Here is a 22890-nt window from a genome sequence, read left to right as displayed (position 1 = left end):
CCAACGTCACCTTTACCGCGTCGGCGAGGGCGTTCAGGCCCCGCTCGAGGCCGCGACGGGCCTCTTCGTCGTACGCAATTTGCTTGGCCATTGCGAAGTGATTCCTCCGATTGGGGATGACACGTCTTGGCCGGGTGCAGTGCCCGCGACGGACGGCTGTGGGTGTCTCCCGCTGGCGCGGCCCCGGCCTCACCGTCCCGACCTAGCACTCACCGGTCGCGAGTGCCAACGTCATTCTTAGCACTCGCCTATGCCGAGTGCAAGAACAGGTCAGTGGCTATCGCGGTGCGCGTAAACCGTCGACGACGACGTCGGTCACCCGCTCGGCCAACTCCGAGTTGTAGGCCTCCATCGCCTGGCATCCGACCAGGATCGACTTCACCTCGCGCACGCCGATGTCTCGACGCGCGGTGCCCGCATTCTGGGCGGCGCGGAGCAAGTCGTCGAGCATGGCCAAAAATGCATCCTCGGCGTCCGGCGCGGCCTGCGCGATGTCAATGCCGAGACCGGCCAGCGCCTCGACCATGCCACGGTCCGTCGCGCCCCACTGCAGCACCATCGAGCGCAGAAAGCTGAAGATCGCCTCGCCGGGCCCGGCGGATTCCAGCAGCGCGTGCCCGTCGTCGATAAAACGTTGCATTCGGTCCGCGATGACCGCGTGGAACAGCGCCTCCTTGGTCGGGAAGTGACGGTAGACGGTTCCGGCGCCGACTCCGGCGCGGCGGGCGATCTCGTCGATCGGCACCGACAAGCCCTCGGCCGCAAAGGTTTCGTAGGCGACCTCCAGCACCCGGGCGCGGTTCCGCGCCGCGTCGGCGCGCAGCCGGGGTATTGGTTGAGCCATCTCACGTCACCCACTGGTTGACAAAACGGGGCGCGCGTTCCGTATAGTGACATCAACCGGAGCGCTCGCCCCGTTTACCTTACAACTGAGGAGCCTCGCATGGCCAAGTGGACCACCGCCGACATTCCCGACCAGACGGGTCGTGTCGCCGTCATCACCGGAGCCAACACCGGCCTCGGGTACGAGACCGCGCGTGCACTTGCCGAGCACGGCGCACACGTTGTGCTGGCGGTGCGCAATCTCGAGAAGGGCAAGGACGCCGTTGCCCGCATCACCGCCGCAAGTCCCCGCGCCGACGTTGCACTCCAGGAGCTCGACCTGACGTCGCTGGACTCCATCCGCGCCGCGGCGCGGCAACTGCGGTCCGATCACGACCGCATCGACCTGGTGATCAACAACGCCGGCGTGATGTACACACCGAAGTCGACCACTAAGGACGGCTTCGAGTTGCAATTCGGCACCAACCACCTCGGCCACTTCGCCTTCACCGGTCTGCTGCTCGATAAGCTCTTGCCGGTTGCCGGTTCACGGATCGTGACGGTCAGCAGCATCGGCCACCGAATCCGCGCCGACATCCACTTCGACGATCTGCAGTGGGAGCGCAGCTACAACAGGGTCTCGGCCTACGGGCAAGCCAAGCTGGCCAACCTTTTGTTCACCTACGAACTGCAACGACGGCTCGCCCCGCACGGGACGACGATCGCCGCGGCCGCCCACCCCGGCGGCTCGAACACCGAGTTGATACGCCACCTGCCTCGGCTGGCTGCGGCCGTCTACCCCGTGCTCGAAGCCCTCTTCCAAGACTCGGCCATGGGCGCCCTGCCCAGCCTGCGTGCCGCCACCGACCCGGGGGTGCTGGGTGGGCAGTACTACGGACCCGACGGCTTCGCGCAAACGCGTGGCTATCCAAAGCTGGTGTCGTCCAGCCGCAAGTCGCACGACGTCGACCTGCAGCGACGGCTGTGGGCGGTCTCCGAGGAGCTCACCGGGGTGGTGTATCCCGTCACCTAAGCCGACCAAGGTGAAGTGTGTTGAAGCGACGTCGGCCCTACGCTCTGCCCATGCAATTAGCGGTCAGCGATGAGGGGCTTCGGGTGGAGGCCGGCTCGAGTGAGGCTCTGGCGGGAAAGCTGGCGAGCAACAGTCCACCGGCGGCGGGATCGTCACGACTGATCAGCGCGGCGGCGGTCGATGCTACTCACGCGCGGATCGCAGCGACCGGCATGAGGTGCGCGTTGCGGGTGCAGGCGACGGCGGCCAAGCTCACCACGGCCGCTGCCCGGTTCACCGATAACGAAACCGGCTCTGCGGCAAGGTTTCTCGCGCTACCTGCGCCGACGGTGAGCTGAATGCCCGACGCCGCACGACTGCCCGGCTTGTCGGAAGTCCAGGGCCTAGACACCACGTATCTGCGCGAGGCGCAGAAATATTGGTCCAACAGCGGCAATCTGTGGGACCAGGTCTTCACCGAAGTCCACGAGAAGATTTCGACTCCCGCGGGCAGCCCGTGGATAGGTGAGGCAGCGACGGCGGGGCAAGAGCGCGCCTACATTGACATGATCAAGGTCCGCGGCGCGGCGTTTCAGTTGCTTGAGGCCGCCGAGGTCGCCCGCCAGGGTGACGCTCAGCTTCAGGCCCGCAAAGACGAAGTGCTCGACGCGGTGCGGGATGCGCAGCGGGACGGCTTTGTGGTCGGTGAGGATTATTCTGTCACCGACCGCTTTCGAAGCGGCTCAGCCGCATTCAGGACGGAACGACTCGCAGAAGCAGAAGAGCACGCTGCTTTCATCCGTCACCGCGTCGCCGCTCTCGTCGCCACCGATCAAGAATTCGGCACCCGGATCACCGCCGCCACTGAAGGAATCGACAACCTCAGCTTCGGCGAGACCGACCTCGACGACACGCGAAATCACGTCCAGGCCGTCGACCACAACACGTTCAAGGACGCTCCGAATCCACCGCCTGATCCGCCACCGGGCGGCTGGAGCCAAGACCCGCTGATGCGGGCTGCACAGAAGATCGCCTACGGGCACGCCTTGGACGCTAAATACCACTTAAAGGATTTCCCGGACTTGACTCCGGACCAGTTGGCCGACCTGGTCCACCAAATGATGCAAGACAGCATTAGCAATCCGAAGGGCCTGATACTTGGCAATAGCAGAAGCGACGGCGCGCCCGTCATCTACGACCCTAAAACAAATACCGCCGTGATATTCGACCCCACAGGCGAAGCTAGAGGTTCCGACGGCGGCACAGTCTTCAAACCTAAAAACGGAAGCGACTACATCACGGGCAACCAAGCCAACAACACAGAGCCCAAGATCAAAGACCGCGTCGGCTCCTTCTCGCCCAACCGGTTTGAGCCACGGCCTGCCGGCCCGCCGCGGGCTGGCGGACAACCTGCGCCGCTCAGACCACCGCCGCGTGCGCCGGTGCCGGCCGCACCGCCCGTTAAGCCCTCGCCGGGCGCCGGCGAAGGCGGCACGGCCCTGCCGGAGCTGCCCTTCGGTCCCGGACTACCGTGGGATTCGCCCGCGACCGGGCCCCACTTCGTCCATCCACCACACAGCATCCACCGCATGCCAGTGCTAGGTGAAGATCCAGAGGAGTTCGAAGAATAAATGAATCCACTTGATGTACACCTAATTAGGCTGAACCGATGACCGAGCCCGGGCTCATCGCGATCGACATGACCGACGACGAGCGAGACTTTATGCAGACCGCTCTCACCGAGTTCGGCGGCACCGCCAGCTATAAGCCTTTTCCGATCAAGATTCTCGGCGTGTCGACGGACGACGAGTTCGAAGACTTGTTGGACCGGCTCAGAATGGCCATCGCGAGGAGATACCCGCTTTCTGAATTGGACTGGGCGCGTGCACAGTTGCTTACCGAGATGTGTTGGGGAAGCGACATGATCGGCTCGGGAATTGACTTCACATACAGCTGCCGAGATGAACTAGCAGTCCCTTTGATGCGTTCAATCCAGCGAAAACTTCGCCGCTTTGGTCTGGGAGGTGCGCTATTCCCCGACAACGGCGGCCGCCGTACCTACGCCGAAGTTGAGGCGATGAAGCGCCAACGCGAAGCTCAGGGCAAGTCGAGCAACTGCTCGTAGAAGCCACCGAATCGGCGGGCTGTGTCGATCAGATGGATCTCGAGGATCCAGTGACAACGGCGGCCGCTCAGGTCCGTGCGCCGCATCGGCTTGGTCGATCCGGGCATGATGTACCACTCAGTGGCCGTCCCGGCGATCTTCTTGTGCGGGAACTCCCCGACTAGGTGGCCCGCGATATGGCTGCCCCAGCCGAAGCCCTCGGCACGAGCCACCTCGACGGAGACGTCGAACAACTCGGCGCCGGTGACATCCGGGTGGTTCTCGAAATAGTCGCGGCCCGCCTGCCACACCCGTGGCAGCGCGTCGCGGACGGCGTGTTTGTCTGGGTCGTCGCCCAGCACGAACGTGCGCCCGAAATCGGCCTCCCACTCCTCGAAAATCGGACCGAAGTCGAGGAACACGATGTCGTCATCGGCGATGACCCGGTCCGGTGGGTGCTCACGGAACGGCTGGAGAGTGTTCTCACCGGCTCGCACGATCCGCCGATGCCAGTGCCGCGTCACCCCGAACAGCTCTCCGGCCAGTTTGTGAATCTCGTCCGACAAGTCCTGCTCACCGATACCGGCGCGGATCATCGCGCGTCGCTCGATCTCGTCGAACAGTTGCGCCGCCTTATCCTGGGCATCAAGAAGCTTTTCCGCGCGGGCATTTTCGTCGGCGACAGGCTTCTGCACAGCAACGATGCTACGACCCCAACGGAGCACTGATGTCGCTCGTGGTGCCGCCCTACCCGCCGCCCCGTTACACCGAGGACGAGCCTGAGGTCAGCGCATGGCTCAAGCGATCTGACGAGCCGCCGGACTACGAGACCTACGGAATCAAGTACCACTACTTAGCCAATCAGCAAGCCACCGGCGGCGACTATGGCCTCTACCGCGTCGACATCTCTCCGGCCGGAGGCGGGCCCGGTCCGCATTTCCACCGCGCCATGTCCGAGGCGTTCTTCGTGCTCTCCGGAACCATGAAGCTCTATGACGGCTCAAAAAATGGGGACTGGCTCGATAGCCATCAAGGCGACTTTCTCTACGTGCCGCCGGGCGGGATCCACGGCTTCCGCAACGAGGCCGACGAACCGGCATCGGTCCTGATGCTGTTCGCACCCGGTGCGCCGCGCGAGGCCTACTTCGAAGGGTTTTCAGCGCTGGCAGACATGACCGACGACGAACGCCGAGAGTGGTTCATCCGCCACGACAACTACTGGGTGCAGTAGACGCCGGCTTCAGCCCCACTGCGCAAAGTAGGGACGCTCCGGCTTGCTCTTCTCGACGAGGATGAACACCACACCCCACGGGTCGACGAACCATGTCGTGCGGACTCGGGCCACGTCCGCGATGCCGTCGACAAGAAAGCGCACCCCGTTCGCCTCGAGTTGGGCTCGGGTGGCGTCGAGGTCCTCGCAGACCAGCCCGACGTGCGACAACCCGTGGTCGGTGATGGCCGCGGCGCTGCGCTGATCGCCGCCGGCGACGCCGAGATACTCGATCACCTCGAGGACACGATCTCCGCCGTCGTCGAAGCCGACGATGGCCGCTTTCATGGTGGGATCGGACACCAACTGGCCCATGTCGTCGCGAATCGCGTCACCGGCCATCACGTAGGGCGGCGACAGCACACGTAGGCCCAACACGTCGCGATAAAACGCCACCGCCGCTTCGCAGTCGGGCACACACACCCCGGTATGGGCCAATCCGGTAATCACGATCTGAACAATGTCAAAGCTGCGGTCAGGGTGTCATCAATACCAGCCGATCAGCCCCGAATCAATCGAGCGGCCCGTGGGAAACTGGCACGACGCGTCCGCGCGTGACTAAGAAGGACGAGAACTGCTATGGCTGCACTGCAGGACAAGGTTGCGTTAGTGACAGGTGCGTCGTCGGGCCTGGGTGCTGAAACGGCCCAGTTGCTTTCTCGCCAGGGCGCAACGGTTTTCGGCATGGGTCGCGATACCGAGCGCTTGGCCGACGTGTTCGCGGGCGTGGAACGTGGTGCATACGCATCAGTTGACATCGCTTCGGCCCAGGCCTGCCGCGACGGGGTTGAACAATGCGTCGGTGAGTTCGGAGGTCTGGACGTCCTGGTCAACGTCGCCGGGAGACACCAGATGCGCCGCACCGAGTCGATGACCGACGATGACTGGGCCCAAGATCTTGCGGTCAACCTGCACGGGCCGTTCTATCTGTGCCGGGCTGCGCTGCCGCACCTTTTGGAACGAGGCGGCAATATCGTCAACGTCGCCTCCATCGCCGGCGTCGAGGGCCAGGCGTACTCGGCAGGTTACTGCGCTGCCAAGCATGGGCTGATTGGGCTTACCCGTGCTTTGGCGGTGGAGTACACCGCGGATCGCCTGCGGGTCAACGCAATATGCCCGGGCGGCATGCTCACACCGCAACTCGAACAGTTCAGCGCGCCGGATAACCCGAACTACGACCTGATCATGCGCACGGCCGCACCGCGCGGGATGATGCAGCCCAGTGATGTAGCGAACGTGATCGCATTCCTCGCCAGTGACGCCGCGGCAGCCATCCATGGCGCTGTCTATCGGGTCGACAACGGCAAGGGTGCCGGCTAGCGCCCGAATTCAGCCTTCCGGCGCCCCGCCGCCAGGTCGCCATTGACATAGCGCTGCAGGTTGGGGGCGATCGCGGCGATCGCCTCGTCGTCCGTCATCGAGGCGATGGGCTCGATTTTCCACACGTAACGCATCAGCGCGAAGCCCATCATCTGCGACGAGATGAGCCCGCTACGGACCAGCCGGTTGTGCTCGTCGCTGCCGAGCTCTGAAACCCCCATCAGGCTGCTCTCGACGATGCGCCGCAGCTTTTCGCGGGTGGACGGTTCGTGCGCGGCAGTCTGCAGAACAGCCCGTAGGGTGGGCCCGATCTCGTCGTCCGCCCAGCTGGCCAACAACAACGTGATCAGCGCGCCGCCGAGCTGGTTCATCGGCGTGGTCCAGACCTTGGCGATGCTCTCCAGCCACTTTTGCGGTGGGTTCGTCGCGGCGTCGAGCAGGCCTTCTTTCGATCCGAAGTAGTGGTAGACCAGCGCGGGGTCGACGTCGGCCGCACGTGCGACCGCCCGCAGGGTGGTGCCGGCCCAGCCGTGCTCGGCGAACTCCTCGCGGGCGGCCGCCACGATTCGCGCGGCCAGCACCCCGCGTTCATCACGCGGACCGGGTGTTATCGATCTCTTCGGCATGAGTTTCATCATAGCGTGAATTTCCTCTTGCGTTGAGACTAGTTTCAACGTAGCGTGAGACTAGTCTCAACGACCAGCAAAAAGGACCCCACTATGAGCATCAACCAAAATCCCGATGTGATCGTCGTCGGCGCCGGGCCCGTCGGATTGGTCGCGGGCTGCGAACTCGCCCGCCGCGGCGTCGGGGTGCGGGTGATTGACAAGTTGGCACAACCCACCGATCAGTCCCGCGCGATCGCGGTGCACGCCCGCAGCCTGGATATGTTCGATCGGATGGGCCTTGTGGACGAGCTGCTGGGCACCGGCGTCAAAGCCATCGCGATGCAGATGCATGCGGGGGGCCGGAAGCTGTTCCGCGTCCCGTTCGCTGAGGTGGACAGCGCATTCCCGTTCACATTGACCACGGCACAGACCGAAACCGAGCGCGTGCTCGGCGAGCACCTTGAGTCACTCGGGGTCACCGTCGAGCGCGGTGCCGAGTTGGTCGCGGTGAGCCAGGACGACGACGGAGTGCATCTGACCCTGCGGACGGGCGGATCAACCGAGCGAGTCAGTACCTCCTGGGTGATCGGCGCCGACGGTGCGCACAGCACGTTGCGAAAGATGGTCGGTACCAAGCTCGCTGGTTCATTCGTCGGCGAACGCTTCCTGCTCGGTGACGTCGACGCTGAGCACAGCTTGGATCGGGACTCGATGCATACCTTCTTGGCGCCCGATGGGCCGGTGGTCGTGCTGGCGATGCGCGACGGGCGGATGCGGTTTCTCGCCGAGGTGCACGACGCGCCCTGCACTCCGCTCAATATGCATCCCACTCTGGATGACCTCCAGGAAATCTTGAATCGGCGGATCGGCGGCATCCGGTTGTTGAGCTCGCACTGGCTGACCAGTTTCGAGATTCACCACGCGCGGGTTCCGGCGTACCGCTGGGGTCGGGTCTTCCTGGCCGGCGATGCCGCCCACATCCACAGCCCGGCCGGCGGTCAGGGCATGAACACTGGCATGCAGGACGCGTTCAACCTCACGTGGAAGCTGGCCGCGGTAATCAACGGCGACGCCGGGGACACGCTCCTTGACAGCTACGAGGCCGAGCGTGCCCCGGTGGCTGACGGCGTCATCACGTTCACTAACCGGCTCACCAAGGCCGGCACGCTATCCGGTGCGCCGCGCCGAATCCGCGATGTGGTGGTGCGGATGCTTTCCCGGGTTCCCGCGGCGCGGCGACTTATGGCCGAGACCGTCGAAGAGGTCAACGTCGCCTATAAGAACAGCCCGATCGCGGTGGGACGCCGCCCAAAGCACGCCAAAGTTTCTGCCGGCCAACATGTTCCGCATTTAGCCGATGAGGCGGTGCAGAAGCAACTCCGGGCTGAGTGCCGTGCGCAGACGTTGGGTCATGTCGTGCTCACCATTGCCGCCGGGCAGGTGGCACCGGCCGCGGGAGGCCCCGGACAGGTGCAGGTGCTGGTGACCGGCGATGACGTCCCCGTCGCGGGATACGACACCGTCATCGCAGACCCGAAAGGCGTTGCGGCAGAGCGCTTCGGGCTCAAGAGGGGTGGGCGCGTGGTGATCCGGCCGGACGACTACATCGGAGCCATCGCCGCACTCGCGGATACGACAACGATCGCCGATTACTTCGCCAAGATCAGGAGCTGAACATCATGTACACCTACGACATCGATGCCGCGGCCATGTTCGACGACCGCACCCATCAGTTCGAGAAATTCGGCATCCCGCTCGACGAGATCGAGTCCGTCAGAGCCGCCACCACCGACATGTGGGCCGATGCTCCCGGCGGCTGGGTTTACGAGTGGTCCCGGCTGGCCGAGAAATACGCCGACCGCGGCGACCATTACCTGGCATCGCTGACCTATGGCCGCGCAAAGTTCCCCTGCCTGGCCGATCCGGCGCGGGTAACGGCCATGCAGCACCAGCTCGAGCAATTCGAGTTGGCGGCCAAGGACTTCCCGCTCGCCTTTGAGCGCCGCATCATCACGGTCCCCTACCGCGGTGGCAGCATCGAGGTACCCGTGCACCTGTACTCCGCCGACGGCGAGTACGCAGGGCGGCCGGTGCTAATCGCCAGTGGCGGCGTGGACACCTGGAAGATGGACATCCACCCGTGGTGGGTCGGCTTCACCCAGGGCGCCGCGCTGACCACCTTGGCATTCGAGCACCCGGGCACCGGGGAAACCGCAATCCCGCTCGACGAGCACGCCGACGAGGTGATCCGCGGATTCGCCGACTACGCCCGCACACTCGGGAATGGCAAGGTCGCTCACTTCGGCGTCTCATTCGGCGGCAACTTCGCCGCGATGTCGGGGTTGTCCGGCATCGTCGACGCCGCCGTCGACCTCGGCGGTCCGGTCGTCGGGGCTTTCGAAGCCGAGAACGTGCAGAAGCTGCCGTACGGCATGCACGACATCTTGGGCAACGCCATGCACTGGGACCATTCTCCAAGCCTCGACGAACTCGGCGCGGGCCTCGAACAGCTGAACCGGCAAGAGCTGCTCGCTCAGCAACGTAATTCGGCAATGCTGGTGATCAACGGCGCCGACGATTACTTCATCCCGCAATCGGACACCCTGGTCTTCCAGGGCCGCCCGAACACCGAGGTACACCTGGTCGAGGGCACCGACCATTGTGCGATGAGCAAGGCGCCCGAGGTGGTGCCGAAAATAATCGCGTGGCTAGCCGCACAGTTCGCCGAGGAGCGCTGAGGAGGCGGCGCTCGTCGGGCCTTCCTGCGACGACTCGCCGCTGTCATGGAAGATGCGCGCCCCGATGTGCTTGTCCTAGACTGCATCCCGACCAGATGGGAGTCTCCGGGTGCGGGCAACCGAAGCGCCCAGCACCCGGGCTTTGCGGGGCTGGCACGCCTCTGCGGCGGCCCGCCGGTCGCTGCGGCCAGCTCCGAACAGCTCAGGGCGCGTATCGAAGCGGTGCGTGGATTGACCGCCTAGCGCCTCGCCCACATGCTGTCGGCGACCCACGGCGATGCCTGCGCCGCCACTGCCCAGGCCTGGTCTTCCGGCACGTCGATCAACGGGTAGCGCTTGACGCCTGCGGCGGTGGCCGCCACCAGGGTAGCCACCCTGGCCCGCCGCTGAAGTGGCGACTGCCGCACGGTCCAGCCGATGATGCCCGCCGTGGCCAGGCAGTCGCGGCGTCGCTCCACGCTGCCGGCCCGCATCACCAGCCAGCGGCTGTCGACCCGGTGGCCGAGTGCGGTTATCCGGTCGGCGGCCAGCAACACGCACCACGCCGTAACCGCCACCCAGGCCGTCCACAACCACAGGGGTACAACGGAAGTCCCCAACACAGCCAGCACTGCCAGCACCGCACCTATCAGCACCGGAAGCCCCAATGCACGCGTCCAACGTCGGGTCGCCGCCCGAGGGCCGTGACCGCGCAGCGGCCCGGTCACGACGTCCGGGTCGCCGACCAGACCGGTCAACACCGCTTCGGCAGTGGAATGCGGACACGGCGGCAGCAGCACCGACGACTCGCCTGCACCGTGCACACCGGTCATCACCGCATCCAGCCGGGCGCCGCCGAAGATCCGCACCAGCAGCGGTTCCCGCAGCGTGCCGCCGCGCAGCCTGCTCATGTCGTAAGTGCGCTCGCGCAGCCTCAGCAGACCGTGCCGCAGATGCAGGACGTCAGCCCGGCGCCAAAGCACCAGGTTGCGGTAAGTGAGCAGCGACCGCAGCACCGCCAGCACTACCGACGCAACCAGCACCACCCCCGCGATCACCGCGACCGTGGCCACCACACCCAGCCGATGTGCGGCCTCCAGCGCCGACTTGGCCAGCCGCGAATGTTGCAGCGGCTCAATGGCTCCGCTCTGATAAATCACGCCGACGGCGGCGGCCATGGTGAGCAGCCCGGAGAGGCTCAACGGGGCATATTGCAACCACGAAGGCTGCCAGCGCGCCAACACCGTGCTCACCTCCGCAGGCTCCGCAGTCGGCGCATCGATCGGCCGCGGCGACTCGGCCAGTAGAATGGCCCGCAGTTGCGGAACCTGTTCGACCCTCACGGCGTCGAGCTCGAAGGCCCCAGAATCGTGCTCGCCCCTGGCTTCTTGACCGGTGCTCACCCGCAGCACAGCCAGCCCGAACAGCCGGTGCAGCAGTCGCGCATCGGTTTGCACGGAACGAATCCGGTTGCGCGGCACCGACAATACCTTGCGGTGCAGCAGGCCGGCCCGTAGTTGCACTTGGCCCGATTCGGGGTCGGCCTCGATGCGGTAGCTGGTGGTGAACCATCGCGCCACGCCCACCACAACGCTCAGCGCGAGCACCGCCACCGTCCAGGACTGGTTGCCGGTGGTCGAACCCAGCACCAGTCCCCCAATCAGTAACGGCAGCTCGCGCAGCAATTCGTGCACCGGATGAATCAGCAGCATCCTGGGACTTAGCCGTTGCCAAGCGATTTCCGTTCGCGGCGCTGTCACATAGCGCCGCTGCTCCTCATCGCTTCGCTCTGCATCGTCGCCGGCGCGCGTCACGTGGCGTCCTCGGCGCCGATCGCGGCGATGTCGGTCAACTGCGCGACAAGATGGTCGGCAACCGCGACGTCGAGCGCCGCGATGTGCAACGCTCCCGCCGACGAGGCGGTGGTTACCGTGACGTTGGCCAGACCGAGCAACCGATCCAACGGGCCGCGATAGGTGTCGACGGTCTGGACTCGCGAGATCGGCGCGATGCGCCTTTCCTGGACCAGCCAACCGGTGCGGGTGTACACCGCCTGCGGGCCGATCTCCCACCGGTGTACCCGATATCGCCACACCGGAACGACGGCCAGCGAGACCGCCGCACCGAGCACAGTGACGACGGCAAGCACAATGTGCAGCCAAAACAGCCGCCGATCGAAAGCGATCCACACCGCCTGGCTGCCCGCCAGCAGCAGCCACGGGACCAGGCCGCCGATCGCCCACCGCAGCGGCGCGCGCCGACTGGGCGGATGTGCCGGATCGACCATGCCCAGCACCCGCGGGCTCGGATCGTGGTTGTCCACGTCATCGAGAATGCCACCGACCCCTGCGACGGATTGAACCGACACGGCGGCACCGATTATGAGTGGGTATCGTCTACGGCCATGACTTCCAACGGCAAATGGACCGCGGCCGACGTGCCGGATCAAAGCGGTCGCGTCGCCGTCGTCACCGGAGCCAACACCGGTCTCGGTTACCACACCGCCGAGGTGCTCGCCGAATGCGGCGCGCATGTGGTGTTGGCGGTTCGCAATCTGGAGAAGGGCAACGTCGCGCTGGCGCGCATCGTCGCCGCCCATCCGCAGGCCGATGTGACGTTGCAGGAGCTCGACCTCGGCTCGCTGGACTCGGTGCGCGCCGCCGCGACGGCGTTGCGCAAGGCCTACCCGCGCATCGACCTGTTGATCAACAACGCCGGCGTGATGTGGACGCCGAAGCAGCTCACCGCCGACGGCTTCGAAATGCAGTTCGGCACCAACCATCTCGGCCACTTCGCGCTGACCGGGCTGCTGCTGGACAACCTGCTGCCGGTCCGGGGTTCGCGGGTGGTGACCGTCAGCAGCATGGGCCATCGAATTCGCGCCGCCATCCACTTCGACGACCTCCAGTGGGAACACCGCTACGACCGGGTCGCCGCGTACGGGCAAGCCAAACTGGCCAACCTGCTGTTCACGTACGACCTGCAACGCCGGCTGGCCGCCCGGGAGCAGCCCACCACCGCCGCCTTAGCCGCCCACCCAGGCACCTCGAACACCGAGCTGGCCCGCAACTTGCCCGCCGTTTTCAAACCCGCCGTCGTGCTGCTCGGCCCGCTGCTGTTTCAGAACGCGGCGATGGGTGCGCTACCCACGCTGCGGGCCGCCACCGACCCGGACGCCGAAGGCGGGCAGTACTACGGACCCGACGGTGTGGGCGAGCAACGTGGCCACCCCAAGCTGGTGTCCTCCAGCGAGCAGTCGCACGACGAGGACGTGCAGCGCCGGCTGTGGAAGGTCTCCGAAGAGCTGACCGGGGTCAGGTATCCGGTCTGATACCCGCCGCGGCTCCGTAAGATGACCGCGTGGCACGACGCCCCCGCTCCACCGGTCAGAACCTGACGTTCGGCCCGCAACGCCTGCTGTCGTTGCTGCGTTCGACCGTTCCGCCGGTGCATCCGGCCGGGCTGCCCTTCGTCTCGGCCGGGCTGGGAGTGGCGTTGGCCGGACGCCGCTACCGATGGCTGCGACGGGCCGGCCTGCTGACCGCCGCTGCCTGCGCCGGGTTCTTCCGGCACCCACCGCGGGTACCACCCACTCGGCCCGGCGTCGTCGTCGCGCCCGCCGACGGTCTGATCTGCGTCGTCGATTCGGCAGCCCCGCCCGCCGAGCTCGAACTGGGCAACGCAGAGCTGCCCCGGGTCAGCATCTTCCTGTCGCTGCTGGACGCCCACGTGCAGCGAGCCCCGGTGAGCGGCGAAGTGATGGCCGTGCAGCACCGGCCGGGTCGCTTCGGTTCGGCCGACCTGGCCGCCGCCAGCGAGGACAATGAGCGCACCAGCATCCGCCTACGCACCGCCGACGGCGCGGAGATCGTCGCCGTGCAGATCGCCGGCCTGCTGGCACGGCGGATCGTCTGCGACGTGCATGCGGGGGACAAGCTGGCGATCGGTGACACCTACGGCCTGATCCGGTTCGGATCGCGCCTCGACACCTACCTGCCCGCTGGGACGCTCGTGTTGGTCAGCGTCGGCCAACGGGCGGTCGCCGGCGAAACGGTGCTGGCCGAGCTGCCGTGATGATTACCGCGCCGGCGACGATGCAGAGCGAAGCGATGAGGAGGAGCGGCGCTGATTACTAAGCCTCGGGGCAGGCGAGTGGTCAACCTGCGCATCCTGCCCAGCTCGATGAGCGTGCTGGCCATCTGTGCGGGGCTGACCTCGATCCGGTTCGCGCTGGAGGGCCAACCGCATGTGGCGATAGCGCTGATCGCCGCGGCTGCGATCCTCGACGGACTCGACGGCCGGGTGGCCCGCATCCTGGACGCCGAGTCGCGAATGGGCGAGGAGATCGATTCGCTCGCCGATGCAGTGAACTTCGGGGTGGCCCCCGCTGTGGTGGTCTACGTGACGTTGTTGTCGTCGTCGCCGGCGGGCTGGGTCGTGGTATTGCTGTACGCGGTGTCAATCGTGTTGCGGTTGGCCAGGTTTAATGCGCTGCTCGACGACGCCAGCCAGCCGGCCTTCGCGCGGGAGTTTTTCGTCGGGATCCCCGCGCCGGCAGGCGCGATCTCGGCGCTCGGCCCGCTGGCCGCCAAGCTGCAGTTCGGTACGGGCTGGTGGACGTCGCCGTGGTTCGTCTGCGCGTGGGTGGCGGCCTGCTCGATGCTGGTGGTGAGCCGGATCCCGATGCGGAAGATGCATGCCGTGTCGGTGCCGCCGAACCTGGCCGCGCTGCTGCTGGCGGCGCTGGCGATCGTCGCGGCGGCGGCGTTCCTGTTCCCCTACATCCTGATCATGGTGCTGATCGCGGCCTACCTCTGCCATATCCCGTTCTCCGTCCACAGCTACCGCTGGCTGGCGGCGCATCCCGAAGTGTGGGGCGACAAACCCAAGCAGCGGCGCGCCACGCGACGCGCGATCCGTCGAGCACAGCCCAACCGCCGGTCAATGGCGCGGTTGGGCCTGCGCAGGCCCATCGGCCGGACATGACACCCCCGCAACTCGCGCTGACGGCTCGGCTGAACACCTCGGCCGTCGACTCTCGCCGCGGCGTTGTCCGGCTGCATCCCAACGCTATTGCCGCCCTTGGCATTCGAGAGTGGGATGCGGTATCGCTGACCGGGTCGCGGACAACGACGGCGGTGGCCGGCCTGGCCGGACCACAAACCCCCGTCAGCACTGTTCTGCTGGACGACGTGACGCTGTCCAACGCTGGGCTGAGCGAGGACACCGCCGTCATCGTCGCCGCCGCGACGGTGTACGGCGCCCGCGCGGTGACCTTGAGCGGCTCGACGACGACCAGCCAATCGGTCCCGCCGCCCACCCTGCGCCGAGCCCTGCTCGGCAAGGTGTTGACCGTCGGCGACGCCGTGTCCCTGCTGCCACGCGACCTGGGACCGGGCACCTCGACGTCGGCAGCGACGCGCGCACTGGCGTCGGCGGTCGGTATCAGCTGGACATCGGAGCTGTTGACCGTCACCGACGTTGATCCCGCCGGACCGGTGAGCGTGCAACCGAATTCGCTGGTGACGTGGGGAACCGGCGTCCCGGCCGAAAACCCCGCCCAGCAGGCCGGAGCACCCGCGCCAGAGCAGGCCGGCAAGACGACGTCACCGATCACGGTCAACGATCTCAAGGGCGTCAGCGCGCAGGCGGCCAAGCTGACCGAGTGGCTCAAGCTCGCACTCGACGAACCACATTTACTGCAAACCCTCGGTGCCGGTACCAACTTGGGCGTCCTGGTGTCGGGTCCGGCCGGTGTCGGTAAAACCACCCTGGTGCGCGCTGTCTGCGTGGACCGAAGGCTGGTGGAGCTCGACGGTCCGGAGGTCGGCGCGCTGACCGCCGACGACCGGCTCAACCGGGTGGCCTCGGCAGCGGCAGCAGTTCGCGACGGCGGCGGAGTGCTGCTGATCGCCGACATCGACGCGCTGCTGCCCGCCACCGCCGAACCGGTGGCGACGCTGATCCTGGCCGAACTGCGCAAAGCGATCGCGGCAACGCGGGTCGCGGTGATCGTCACGTCGGCGGTGCCGGAGAACCTCGACCCGCGGCTGCGCGCCCCGGACCTGTGCGACCGCGAGTTGGTACTCAGCCTGCCGGATGCGGCCACCCGCGCCGCACTGCTGCAGGGACTATTGAAACCGGTGCCCACCGAGGATCTCGACCTCAGCGAGATCGCCGACCGGACACCGGGTTTCGTGGTCGCCGACCTCGCCGCCCTGATGCGGGAAGCGGCATTGCGCGCAGCCGCCAGGGCCAGTTCCGACGGCGCGCCGCCCAAGCTGACCCAGGACGACCTGCTCGGTGCGCTTACCGTGATCAGGCCGCTGTCGCGCTCAGCCGCAGTCGAGGTGACGCTCGGCTCGATCACGCTCGACGATGTCGGCGACATGGCCGCCACCAAGCAGGCGCTGACCGAAGCGGTGCTGTGGCCGCTGCAGCATCCCGACACCTTCGCCCGGCTCGGTGTTCAGCCCCCGCGCGGAGTCCTGCTGTACGGCCCGCCCGGATGCGGCAAGACCTTCATCGTGCGCGCGCTGGCCAGCACCGGACGGCTCTCGGTGCACGCCGTGAAAGGCTCTGAGCTGATGGACAAATGGGTCGGCTCCTCAGAAAAGGCGGTGCGCGAACTGTTCGGCCGGGCCCGCGATTCCGCGCCGTCACTGGTTTTTCTCGACGAGGTCGACGCGCTGACACCGCGGCGCGGCCAGAGCTTCGACTCCGGCGTCACCGATCGAGTGGTGGCCGCGCTGCTCACCGAGCTCGACGGCATCGAGCCGCTGCGCGAAGTCGTCGTCGTCGGCGCCACCAACCGGCCGGACCTGATCGATCCGGGGCTGTTGCGCCCCGGTCGGCTGGAGAAGTTGGTGTTCGTCGAACCGCCCGATGCCCAGGGCCGGCTGGACATCTTGCGCACCGCGGGCAAGTCGGTTCCGCTGCGCGGTGTTGACTTGGCTGCGCTGGCGGCCGACCTGGACGGGTACAGCGCCGCAGATTGCGTGGCGCTGCTGCGCGAGGCCGCGCTCACCGCGATGCGGCGCTCGGTCGACGCCGCCGAAATCACCGCCGCCGACGTCGCTGCCGCACGCGAAACCGTCCGGCCCTCATTGGATCCCGCGCAGCTGGCCTCGCTGGGCGCCTTCGCCGCGGAGCGTTGATCCGCCGTGTACCGGGAGTTTCGCCCTGACCAACGACTTGCGCCCTTCGTGGAATGCGGGTGGCTGCGCTCGGGGTCGGCGACTCCTTCGATACGGGTGATCCCCGACGGTTGTGTGGACGTTTTCGTGACCGCACAAGGCGATGTCATGATCGCTGGTCCCGCCCACACCTTCTACGACTTGCCCACCGGCGATCGGGACGTGCTGGCAGGTCTGCGGTTACGACCCGGTGCCGCAGCTGCGGTGATCGGCTGCCCGGCAAGCGAGTTCAGAGACATGCGCGTCCTCCTCGATTCGGCTTTCGGCGTCGCCAGCTCTCGAATCGCCGAAAGTCTTTTCGCTGCAACGACTCCCAACCAGCGAATGTCGCTGCTCGCGGACCTGGTGGCCATCTATTTCGCAGAGACCGACCCGGTGGTCGACCGGCCGGTCGCGCGGGCGGTCGCAACGTTGCGAGCACAACCCGACCAGCCGGTTTCGGCGCTGGCCACCGAGGTCGGACTGAGCGAGCGGCAACTGAGGCGTCGCTTCGAAGCCGCGGTCGGATACGGACCCAAGCGACTTGGCCGGGTATTTCGTTTTCAGCGTCTGCTGGATTTGGTACACGCATCTCATGGCCGGGCCGGCTGGTCGCAGTTGGCGATGGCGGCCGGATACGCCGACCAGTCGCACATGATCAACGAGTGCCTGGCATTGACGGGCGGGCCTCCCACAGCACTTCCCATGTCCGTTTTGTCCAATACCGCAGACGGGCAGTCGTCCTAGCCTTTCGACCATGACGGACCCGAAAGCTATTGCGCGCGCGTCATTCCGGCTGATAGAAACCGGTGACCCGGAACTGGCCCGACAAATCATCGCCCCCGACTTCGTCAACCAGGAAGCCGAGGATGACCCCGATGAGGTCGAACGCCAACAGCTCGGCCCCGCAGGGTTTCTCGCGACCAGCCGGTGGTTACGCGATACGTTCTCGAATCTGCGCTTCGAACTCCAGGAGACCCTCGCCGAGGGAGGCACGGTGATGGCCGCCGCCGTCATGACGGGACAGCACACTGGATCGTTCAACGGCATCGCGCCAACCGGCAGGCCGATCACCCACAAACAGGTTCACATCTTCACCATCGCCGATGGCCAGATCAACCGTCATCGCGCTGTCCGCGACGACCTCGGCTTGTTGCTCCAGCTCGGCTCGAAGCTAGTCAACAACGCGCGGGCCGCCGCGGCGACGTCATCCTCCAACCAGGCGGGCATGGGGTCGTCGTGAGCGTGCCGGCGCACGACGGCGTAGGGCAGGTCGGCAATCGCTCTCGCGACGGCGTCGGCGTACCGCGTATCGCTGCTGCCATATAGCTCCCGTGCGAAAGTTCGCACCCGCTCCAAAAGCGGCGGATTCCTATCGGCGAGGGTCTCTTGGAACGCCGCATCCGGCTCGCCGTCAAGCAAGTCGCTCGGCCGGACCATCAACAACAGCCGGGCATCCCCGGGATATTCGCGTGCAAAGCCGATGGCGGCGACGGCCATCGTGACGGCGGACTCGAGGGCGGTATCGGCGTCGGCGGCCATCGCCTTCGTCTGAAAGCGTTCCAGCGCCCGCAACCACGCTGCGGTCAGGATGCCGTTGCGGTTGCCGAACCGGTGATACAGCGTGCCCGCGGGCGCACCACTGCCTTTGGCAATCGCTGCCACGCTCGCCGACCGCGGTCCGCCGTCGAGCACGAGTGCTCGGGCTGCGTCGAGGATCACATCGGTTTCATGCTTCCGCGGGGGTGCCACGATCCTTCTATATGGAACGTTTGCTCTATATCGATGAGCATGCCATAACTGTCGCGGCGAGTCGCGAAGACACGTGGTGCGGCGCTGTTGCGGGTGATGTGCCGCGACCCGCACGACCCGTCGACCGTGCCCGCCGGTTTCGTCCTGGACGAAGCACAACCACCGGCGCGGTTCGCGTTGAAAGGCCGCCACCCGTTCGCGATCTACCGGTGGGTGTTCGAGTTGGATGCCGAAGCGCCGCAGCGCACCCGCGTGCGCAATCCTCGACGGCGATCTGCGCACTGCCGAGCAAGCATTCCGCGACGCACTGGCCGACAAACCGGGCGCCGGAGAAAATGTTGTGCTGTGGATCCACAGCCACCTCTTGCAATTTCGCTTAGGCCCGTATTCATCGCCTGAGCACATCATCGGCTGGACCATCGTCCGCTCGGATCGCGATGAGATCGTGCTGGCGGCCGACGGTCCGCTCATGTGTGGCCAGCTGAGGCTGCACCGCGAGGATGGCCCGCGCGCAGTTCTGACCACGCGCCTGCGCTATCACCACAAAATCGCCGCAGGCACAGTCTGGTTCGTCGTCGGCCCGCTGCATCGAATCCTGGCGCCGCAGCTGATCCAGCGCAGCGCCCGTCGTGGCGTCATTCTCGCTGTCCGGTGATCCCGGGTTTGACGTGGGGAGTGCGACCGTCGGAGCAGACGGTGGCGCTGCCCTGCGACGCGCTTTGTCCACGCGCCCGCGTCCGGGCGGATCGCGCGATCAGCATCGCCGCGCCCGCACCGATCGTGTTCGCCTGGCTATGTCAGCTGCGCATCGCGCCCTACAGCTACGACATCCTGGACAACTTCGGTCGCCGCAGTCCTCGAGTGCGCAACCCTGAACTGCTGCACCTCGACGTCGGACAACGCTTCATGACGTTGTTCGCGCTGGAGTCTTTCGTCGCAGACGAGCAGATCACGTTGCTGGCCAAGGGCGCGGCCGTCACGTACGCGGTCCGGCCCGACGGGCCCGGCTCACGGCTTCATGTGCGCGTCTTGTTCGGCGGGCCAACGCTTCTCGCTCGTCTTCTCGTGTTGGGCGACCTGGTGATGATGCGAAAGCAGCTGATCACCTTGAAGTCGCTGGCCGAGCGCGAGGCCGCCGCCATCCGCTGGTCGCTTGAACCGTGGGGCCCGTTCGCTCGTGACTATCTGTAACCAGGTCGGCTATGAACACCCGTGGTCCGAATCTATCCCACCTTCGAGGAGAAGAGCCCATGAACAACGAGCCGCCGGGATGATCACGGCGCAGCGGCCTCCGGGGATCGGTTTCTTGGAATTCCGCGATGTCGCGCAGACGACACGGGTCATGTTGCTGGCCATCATGGTGTCGATGGTCGTCTTCCTCGATGGCACCGTCGTGAATCTTGCCCTGCCGGCCACGGAGCGTGACCTTGGCGGGGGCATGTGCTCACAGCAATGGGTCGTCGACGGCTACCTGCTGGCGGTTGCGGCCATGGTTCTGCCCGGTGGTGCCATCTCCGATCTGTTCGGGCGAGTACCGGTGATGCGCTGCGGTCTGGCGGCTTTTGCGGCGGGCTCGGTGCTGGCGGCCACGGCGGGCACCCCGGCGATGCTGATCGCCGGGCGCCTCGTCCAGGGGTTGGGCGGGGCGTTTCTCGTGCCCGGCTCGCTCGCGCTGATCACCTCGTCGTTCGAGCGCGCGGGCCGTCCTGCCGCAATCGGATCCTGGACGGCCTGGACCGGCAGCGCCTTTGCGCTCGGACCACTGCTGGGGGGACTGACCGTGGACTTCCTGGGCTGGCGCTGGATCTACGTTTTGTCGGCGATCCCGGTGGCCATAGGTTTTGCGTTGACGTTTTGGCTTCGCCGGATGCCCGGGCCCTCCGAACGCCCACGCGTCGATGTCGCAGGCGCCGCACTATCGGCGGTCGGACTGACCGCCACGGTGTATGCACTGATCGAACAGGGTCGCCGGGGGTGGGACGACCCCCGGGTCAGGGTTGCGTTGGTGGTGGGGGTCGCGGCATTGCTGGCGTTCGTGGCATGGCAGCGCCGCGCGCGCCACCCGATGGTGCCCCCAGGCCTGTTCACGACCCGCAATTTCACCGGAGCCAACCTAGTCACCGCGTTCGTCTACGGCGGCATCACGATGGGCTCGTTGGCCATCGCTCTGTACCTCATAGAGGTCGCCGGATACTCGGCCACCGCCGCGGGTCTGATTACCTTGCCCAGCCCCATCATGTCGTTGCTGTTCGCCCGCGGCGTCGGCGGACTGGCGGCACGGATCGGACCTCGGATTTTCCTGATGACGGGTCCGGCGCTGGCCGGGTTGGGACTGCTGCTCATCCGTCCCTCCGCGCACGGATTCCACATCCTCACTGACGTGCTGCCAGGCAGGATTTTGCTGGCCATCGGAATGGTCCTTGCCGTCACGCCCCTGACCGCGGTCAATCTGTCCGCCGTCAAGTCCGCGCACAGCGGAATCGCCGCCGCGATCCAGAACGCGACGGGGCGGACTTCTGCGCTGATCGCGGTGGCCTGCGTGGGATTGATTACCGCCAACAGGCTGACCGATGCCAGCTTCACCCGGCTGCTCCAGGTCAGCGCGCTGCTGTTTTTCATCGGCACCGTCATCGGCGGCCTCGCTATCAGAAACTCGTTCGTTCACGCTGAGCCGGTTCCCGATGAAGTCGCCGCCCCCGTGCCGCAGTTGGCGTCGAGCGCGCCATCTCCGAATACGGTTTGAGCGCAACCCTTTTGCGCAGAAGCCCCTCCGAGTGTGCGCCGACGGCTTTCCGCCCTGGGAGCACACCCATTAATTTGCACTTAACTGCAATCTTGCTTATGACTGCACAGTAGGGCTACCATGACCCGAATGAGAGTCACGGAAAAGACGGCGCGGTCGGTGACCGACTTCATGGACGACCCGATCAGCTTCTTCGGCCAGTCCTATACCCAGATGCACAGCATCAGCCGCGGCGAGCTCGCAGCGTTGCAACGGCAAGCCATGGTCATCCGCTTCCAGCAGCACCGCGAGAGCATCGAGATGTTGCGCAAGCTAGCTGACCGGCTCGGCATCACCGCACTCAACGACTTCAACGACGTTGTCCCGCTGTTCTTCTCGCACACCGCCTTCAAGTCATACCCTGCGGCACTGGTCGACAAGAAGCGCTTCGATCTGATGACCAATTGGCTGGACAAGCTGACCAGCTATGACTTGTCCGATGTCGATACCGCGGGCTGCACCGGGATCGACGACTGGATCGACCGACTGGACGAACAGACTCCCCTGGAGGTCATCACCTCCAGCGGCACCACCGGCACCATCTCGATACTCCCCAAAGACAAGCGGGGCGCCAAAGAGGGCATGGTGCTGTGGAAGATCTGCCTTTTCCAAACCTTCGGGCAAGAACCCACCGAGGCACAACTCAATCCTTCGGTGGACGTCGTCTGGCCCAACTTCGCCAACGGCAAGCTCGGTCACCTGCGCATCGCCAACATGATCAAGCGCGGCTTCACCGGCGGTGACGAAACGAAATTTCACGCGCTCTACCCCGGCGCGATCGACACCGACCTGATGTTCCTGGCCTCCAAGATGCGCGCGGCGGCGTCCCGCGGCGAACTGGATCGACTCGAGATCGACCCGGCGCTGGCTGCCCGCAAGGACGAGTTCATCGCCATGCAGGCGCGCCAAGCCCAAGACCTGGAGGCGTTCTTCACCCGGCTCAGCGACCAGCTGCGGGGCAAGCGGGTGTTCATGCTGGGCACCTACCACCTGATGTACGACATCGCCAAGGCCGGTCTCGAGCGCGGGGTGCGCAACGTCTTCGCCCCCGACTCGGCGATCCTCACCGGGGGCGGCATGAAAGGCGTTGCGCTGCCAGCCGATTTCATGGACGTCATCAAGGACTTTCTCGGCGTCGACCGAATCCAGATCGGTTACGGCTTCTCCGAGTCGAGCACCTTTCACTGGGGTTGCAGCCAGGGCCGCTACCACGTCGCGCCGTGGGTGATCCCGTTCGTGCTCGACCCCGACACCAGCGAGCCACTTCCCCGCACCGGCGTGCAGACCGGCCGCGCGGCCGTCTACGACATCCTGCTGCGCGCGCACTG

25 protein-coding genes and 2 pseudogenes are annotated in these 22890 nt (G+C 66.1%); 19 read left to right on the top strand and 8 right to left on the bottom strand.

Annotated elements, in window-relative coordinates:
- Together ACLQI9_RS12245 and ACLQI9_RS12240 are read right to left on the bottom strand one after the other, a co-directional pair.
- The coding region (locus ACLQI9_RS12245) for a hypothetical protein (protein WP_442391709.1) at nt 1-91 on the bottom strand (91 nt) is incomplete at its 3' end.
- Nucleotides 92-277: 186 nt separating this feature from the next.
- Nucleotides 278-844 carry a TetR/AcrR family transcriptional regulator gene (locus tag ACLQI9_RS12240; protein WP_442378232.1) on the bottom strand — a complete coding sequence of 189 codons (567 nt, stop codon included), beginning with the start codon at nt 842-844 and terminating at the stop codon, nt 278-280.
- Nucleotides 845-943: 99 nt separating this feature from the next.
- Here ACLQI9_RS12240 and ACLQI9_RS12235 point away from each other — a divergent pair, with 99 nt between their 5' ends.
- Genes ACLQI9_RS12235 through ACLQI9_RS12220 form a run of 4 tightly spaced genes read left to right on the top strand, consistent with a single transcriptional unit; the run spans nt 944 to nt 3959 of the window.
- Nucleotides 944-1855: an SDR family NAD(P)-dependent oxidoreductase gene (locus tag ACLQI9_RS12235; protein WP_442378233.1), complete on the top strand. Its 912-nt coding sequence runs from the start codon at nt 944-946 to the stop codon at nt 1853-1855.
- 50 nt (nt 1856-1905) lie between these two features.
- Complete coding sequence (locus ACLQI9_RS12230) at nt 1906-2193, top strand: hypothetical protein (RefSeq protein ID WP_442378234.1); 288 nt, start codon at nt 1906-1908, stop codon at nt 2191-2193.
- Nucleotides 2194-3465, top strand: coding sequence for a hypothetical protein (locus ACLQI9_RS12225; RefSeq protein WP_442378235.1), 1272 nt, complete (start codon nt 2194-2196; stop codon nt 3463-3465).
- A gap of 38 nt (nt 3466-3503) precedes the next feature.
- Nucleotides 3504-3959 carry a hypothetical protein gene (locus ACLQI9_RS12220; protein WP_442378236.1) on the top strand — a complete coding sequence of 152 codons (456 nt, stop codon included), beginning with the start codon at nt 3504-3506 and terminating at the stop codon, nt 3957-3959.
- Here ACLQI9_RS12220 and ACLQI9_RS12215 read toward each other — a convergent pair.
- The gene (locus ACLQI9_RS12215) at nt 3932-4633 is read right to left on the bottom strand and encodes a M24 family metallopeptidase (protein WP_442378237.1); all 702 of its coding nucleotides are present in this window, start codon (nt 4631-4633) and stop codon (nt 3932-3934) included. The two genes, ACLQI9_RS12220 and ACLQI9_RS12215, sit on opposite strands and share 28 nt — an antisense overlap.
- A gap of 32 nt (nt 4634-4665) precedes the next feature.
- On the opposite strand from ACLQI9_RS12215, the gene ACLQI9_RS12210 reads away from it, so the two are divergent.
- Nucleotides 4666-5169 (top strand): cupin domain-containing protein, encoded by a 504-nt coding sequence (locus tag ACLQI9_RS12210; RefSeq protein ID WP_442378238.1) that lies wholly within the window; start codon nt 4666-4668, stop codon nt 5167-5169.
- Between the two features lie 9 nt (nt 5170-5178).
- On the opposite strand, the gene ACLQI9_RS12205 is transcribed toward ACLQI9_RS12210, so the two are convergent.
- A complete protein-coding gene (locus ACLQI9_RS12205; protein WP_442378239.1) occupies nt 5179-5658 on the bottom strand; it encodes a VOC family protein in 480 nt (159 codons plus the stop codon).
- A gap of 129 nt (nt 5659-5787) precedes the next feature.
- On the opposite strand from ACLQI9_RS12205, the gene ACLQI9_RS12200 reads away from it, so the two are divergent.
- Nucleotides 5788-6528: an SDR family NAD(P)-dependent oxidoreductase gene (locus ACLQI9_RS12200; protein ID WP_442378240.1), complete on the top strand. Its 741-nt coding sequence runs from the start codon at nt 5788-5790 to the stop codon at nt 6526-6528.
- Here ACLQI9_RS12200 and ACLQI9_RS12195 read toward each other — a convergent pair.
- Nucleotides 6525-7154 carry a TetR/AcrR family transcriptional regulator gene (locus ACLQI9_RS12195; protein WP_442378241.1) on the bottom strand — a complete coding sequence of 210 codons (630 nt, stop codon included), beginning with the start codon at nt 7152-7154 and terminating at the stop codon, nt 6525-6527. The two genes, ACLQI9_RS12200 and ACLQI9_RS12195, sit on opposite strands and share 4 nt — an antisense overlap.
- Before the next feature lie 93 nt (nt 7155-7247).
- Between ACLQI9_RS12195 and ACLQI9_RS12190 the strand changes: the two genes are divergently transcribed.
- From ACLQI9_RS12190 to ACLQI9_RS12180, 3 genes and pseudogenes are all read left to right on the top strand, one after another.
- Complete coding sequence (locus ACLQI9_RS12190) at nt 7248-8810, top strand: FAD-dependent monooxygenase (protein WP_442378242.1); 1563 nt, start codon at nt 7248-7250, stop codon at nt 8808-8810.
- A gap of 5 nt (nt 8811-8815) precedes the next feature.
- Complete coding sequence (locus ACLQI9_RS12185; RefSeq protein ID WP_442378243.1) at nt 8816-9874, top strand: alpha/beta hydrolase; 1059 nt, start codon at nt 8816-8818, stop codon at nt 9872-9874.
- A gap of 150 nt (nt 9875-10024) precedes the next feature.
- Nucleotides 10025-10117, top strand: a pseudogene (locus ACLQI9_RS12180) (RNA helicase); the annotation flags it as partial.
- Here ACLQI9_RS12180 and ACLQI9_RS12175 read toward each other — a convergent pair.
- The gene (locus ACLQI9_RS12175) at nt 10114-11565 is read right to left on the bottom strand and encodes a PH domain-containing protein (protein WP_442391708.1); all 1452 of its coding nucleotides are present in this window, start codon (nt 11563-11565) and stop codon (nt 10114-10116) included. The pseudogene ACLQI9_RS12180 and the gene ACLQI9_RS12175 overlap by 4 nt on opposite strands.
- A 98-nt stretch (nt 11566-11663) precedes the next feature.
- Entirely contained in the window at nt 11664-12140 is a 477-nt protein-coding gene (locus ACLQI9_RS12170; RefSeq protein ID WP_442378264.1) for a PH domain-containing protein, read from the bottom strand.
- A gap of 117 nt (nt 12141-12257) precedes the next feature.
- Between ACLQI9_RS12170 and ACLQI9_RS12165 the strand changes: the two genes are divergently transcribed.
- From ACLQI9_RS12165 to ACLQI9_RS12140, 6 genes and pseudogenes are all read left to right on the top strand, one after another.
- Complete coding sequence (locus ACLQI9_RS12165) at nt 12258-13184, top strand: SDR family NAD(P)-dependent oxidoreductase (RefSeq protein WP_442378245.1); 927 nt, start codon at nt 12258-12260, stop codon at nt 13182-13184.
- A 29-nt stretch (nt 13185-13213) separates the two neighbouring features.
- Nucleotides 13214-13927, top strand: coding sequence for a phosphatidylserine decarboxylase (locus ACLQI9_RS12160; protein ID WP_442378246.1), 714 nt, complete (start codon nt 13214-13216; stop codon nt 13925-13927).
- A gap of 51 nt (nt 13928-13978) precedes the next feature.
- Nucleotides 13979-14839, top strand: coding sequence for a CDP-alcohol phosphatidyltransferase family protein (locus ACLQI9_RS12155; protein ID WP_442378265.1), 861 nt, complete (start codon nt 13979-13981; stop codon nt 14837-14839).
- Nucleotides 14836-17010 carry an AAA family ATPase gene (locus tag ACLQI9_RS12150; protein ID WP_442378247.1) on the top strand — a complete coding sequence of 725 codons (2175 nt, stop codon included), beginning with the start codon at nt 14836-14838 and terminating at the stop codon, nt 17008-17010. Before ACLQI9_RS12155 ends, ACLQI9_RS12150 begins: the two co-directional genes overlap by 4 nt.
- A gap of 6 nt (nt 17011-17016) precedes the next feature.
- Complete coding sequence (locus ACLQI9_RS12145) at nt 17017-17775, top strand: DUF6597 domain-containing transcriptional factor (RefSeq protein ID WP_442378248.1); 759 nt, start codon at nt 17017-17019, stop codon at nt 17773-17775.
- Between the two features lie 10 nt (nt 17776-17785).
- A pseudogene (locus tag ACLQI9_RS12140) lies at nt 17786-18133 on the top strand (ester cyclase); the annotation flags it as partial.
- A gap of 17 nt (nt 18134-18150) precedes the next feature.
- Here the strand turns inward: ACLQI9_RS12140 and ACLQI9_RS12135 are convergent.
- Nucleotides 18151-18780 (bottom strand): TetR/AcrR family transcriptional regulator, encoded by a 630-nt coding sequence (locus ACLQI9_RS12135; protein ID WP_442378249.1) that lies wholly within the window; start codon nt 18778-18780, stop codon nt 18151-18153.
- Nucleotides 18781-19006: 226 nt separating this feature from the next.
- Between ACLQI9_RS12135 and ACLQI9_RS12130 the strand changes: the two genes are divergently transcribed.
- The 4 genes from ACLQI9_RS12130 to ACLQI9_RS12115 form a co-directional block, all read left to right on the top strand.
- A complete protein-coding gene (locus tag ACLQI9_RS12130; protein WP_442391707.1) occupies nt 19007-19435 on the top strand; it encodes a hypothetical protein in 429 nt (142 codons plus the stop codon).
- Between the two features lie 41 nt (nt 19436-19476).
- Complete coding sequence (locus ACLQI9_RS12125; RefSeq protein ID WP_442391706.1) at nt 19477-19971, top strand: hypothetical protein; 495 nt, start codon at nt 19477-19479, stop codon at nt 19969-19971.
- A 79-nt stretch (nt 19972-20050) separates the two neighbouring features.
- Nucleotides 20051-21523, top strand: a complete 1473-nt coding sequence (locus tag ACLQI9_RS12120; RefSeq protein ID WP_442391705.1) for an MFS transporter — start codon at nt 20051-20053, stop codon at nt 21521-21523.
- Between the two features lie 129 nt (nt 21524-21652).
- Nucleotides 21653-22890: hypothetical protein (locus ACLQI9_RS12115; RefSeq protein WP_442391704.1), on the top strand; the 1238-nt coding region annotated here is incomplete at its 3' end.

This window comes from Mycobacterium sp. (genome assembly GCF_052143115.1).
GTDB lineage: Bacteria > Actinomycetota > Actinomycetes > Mycobacteriales > Mycobacteriaceae > Mycobacterium.
This window is presented reverse-complemented; position numbering and strand designations above follow the sequence as displayed.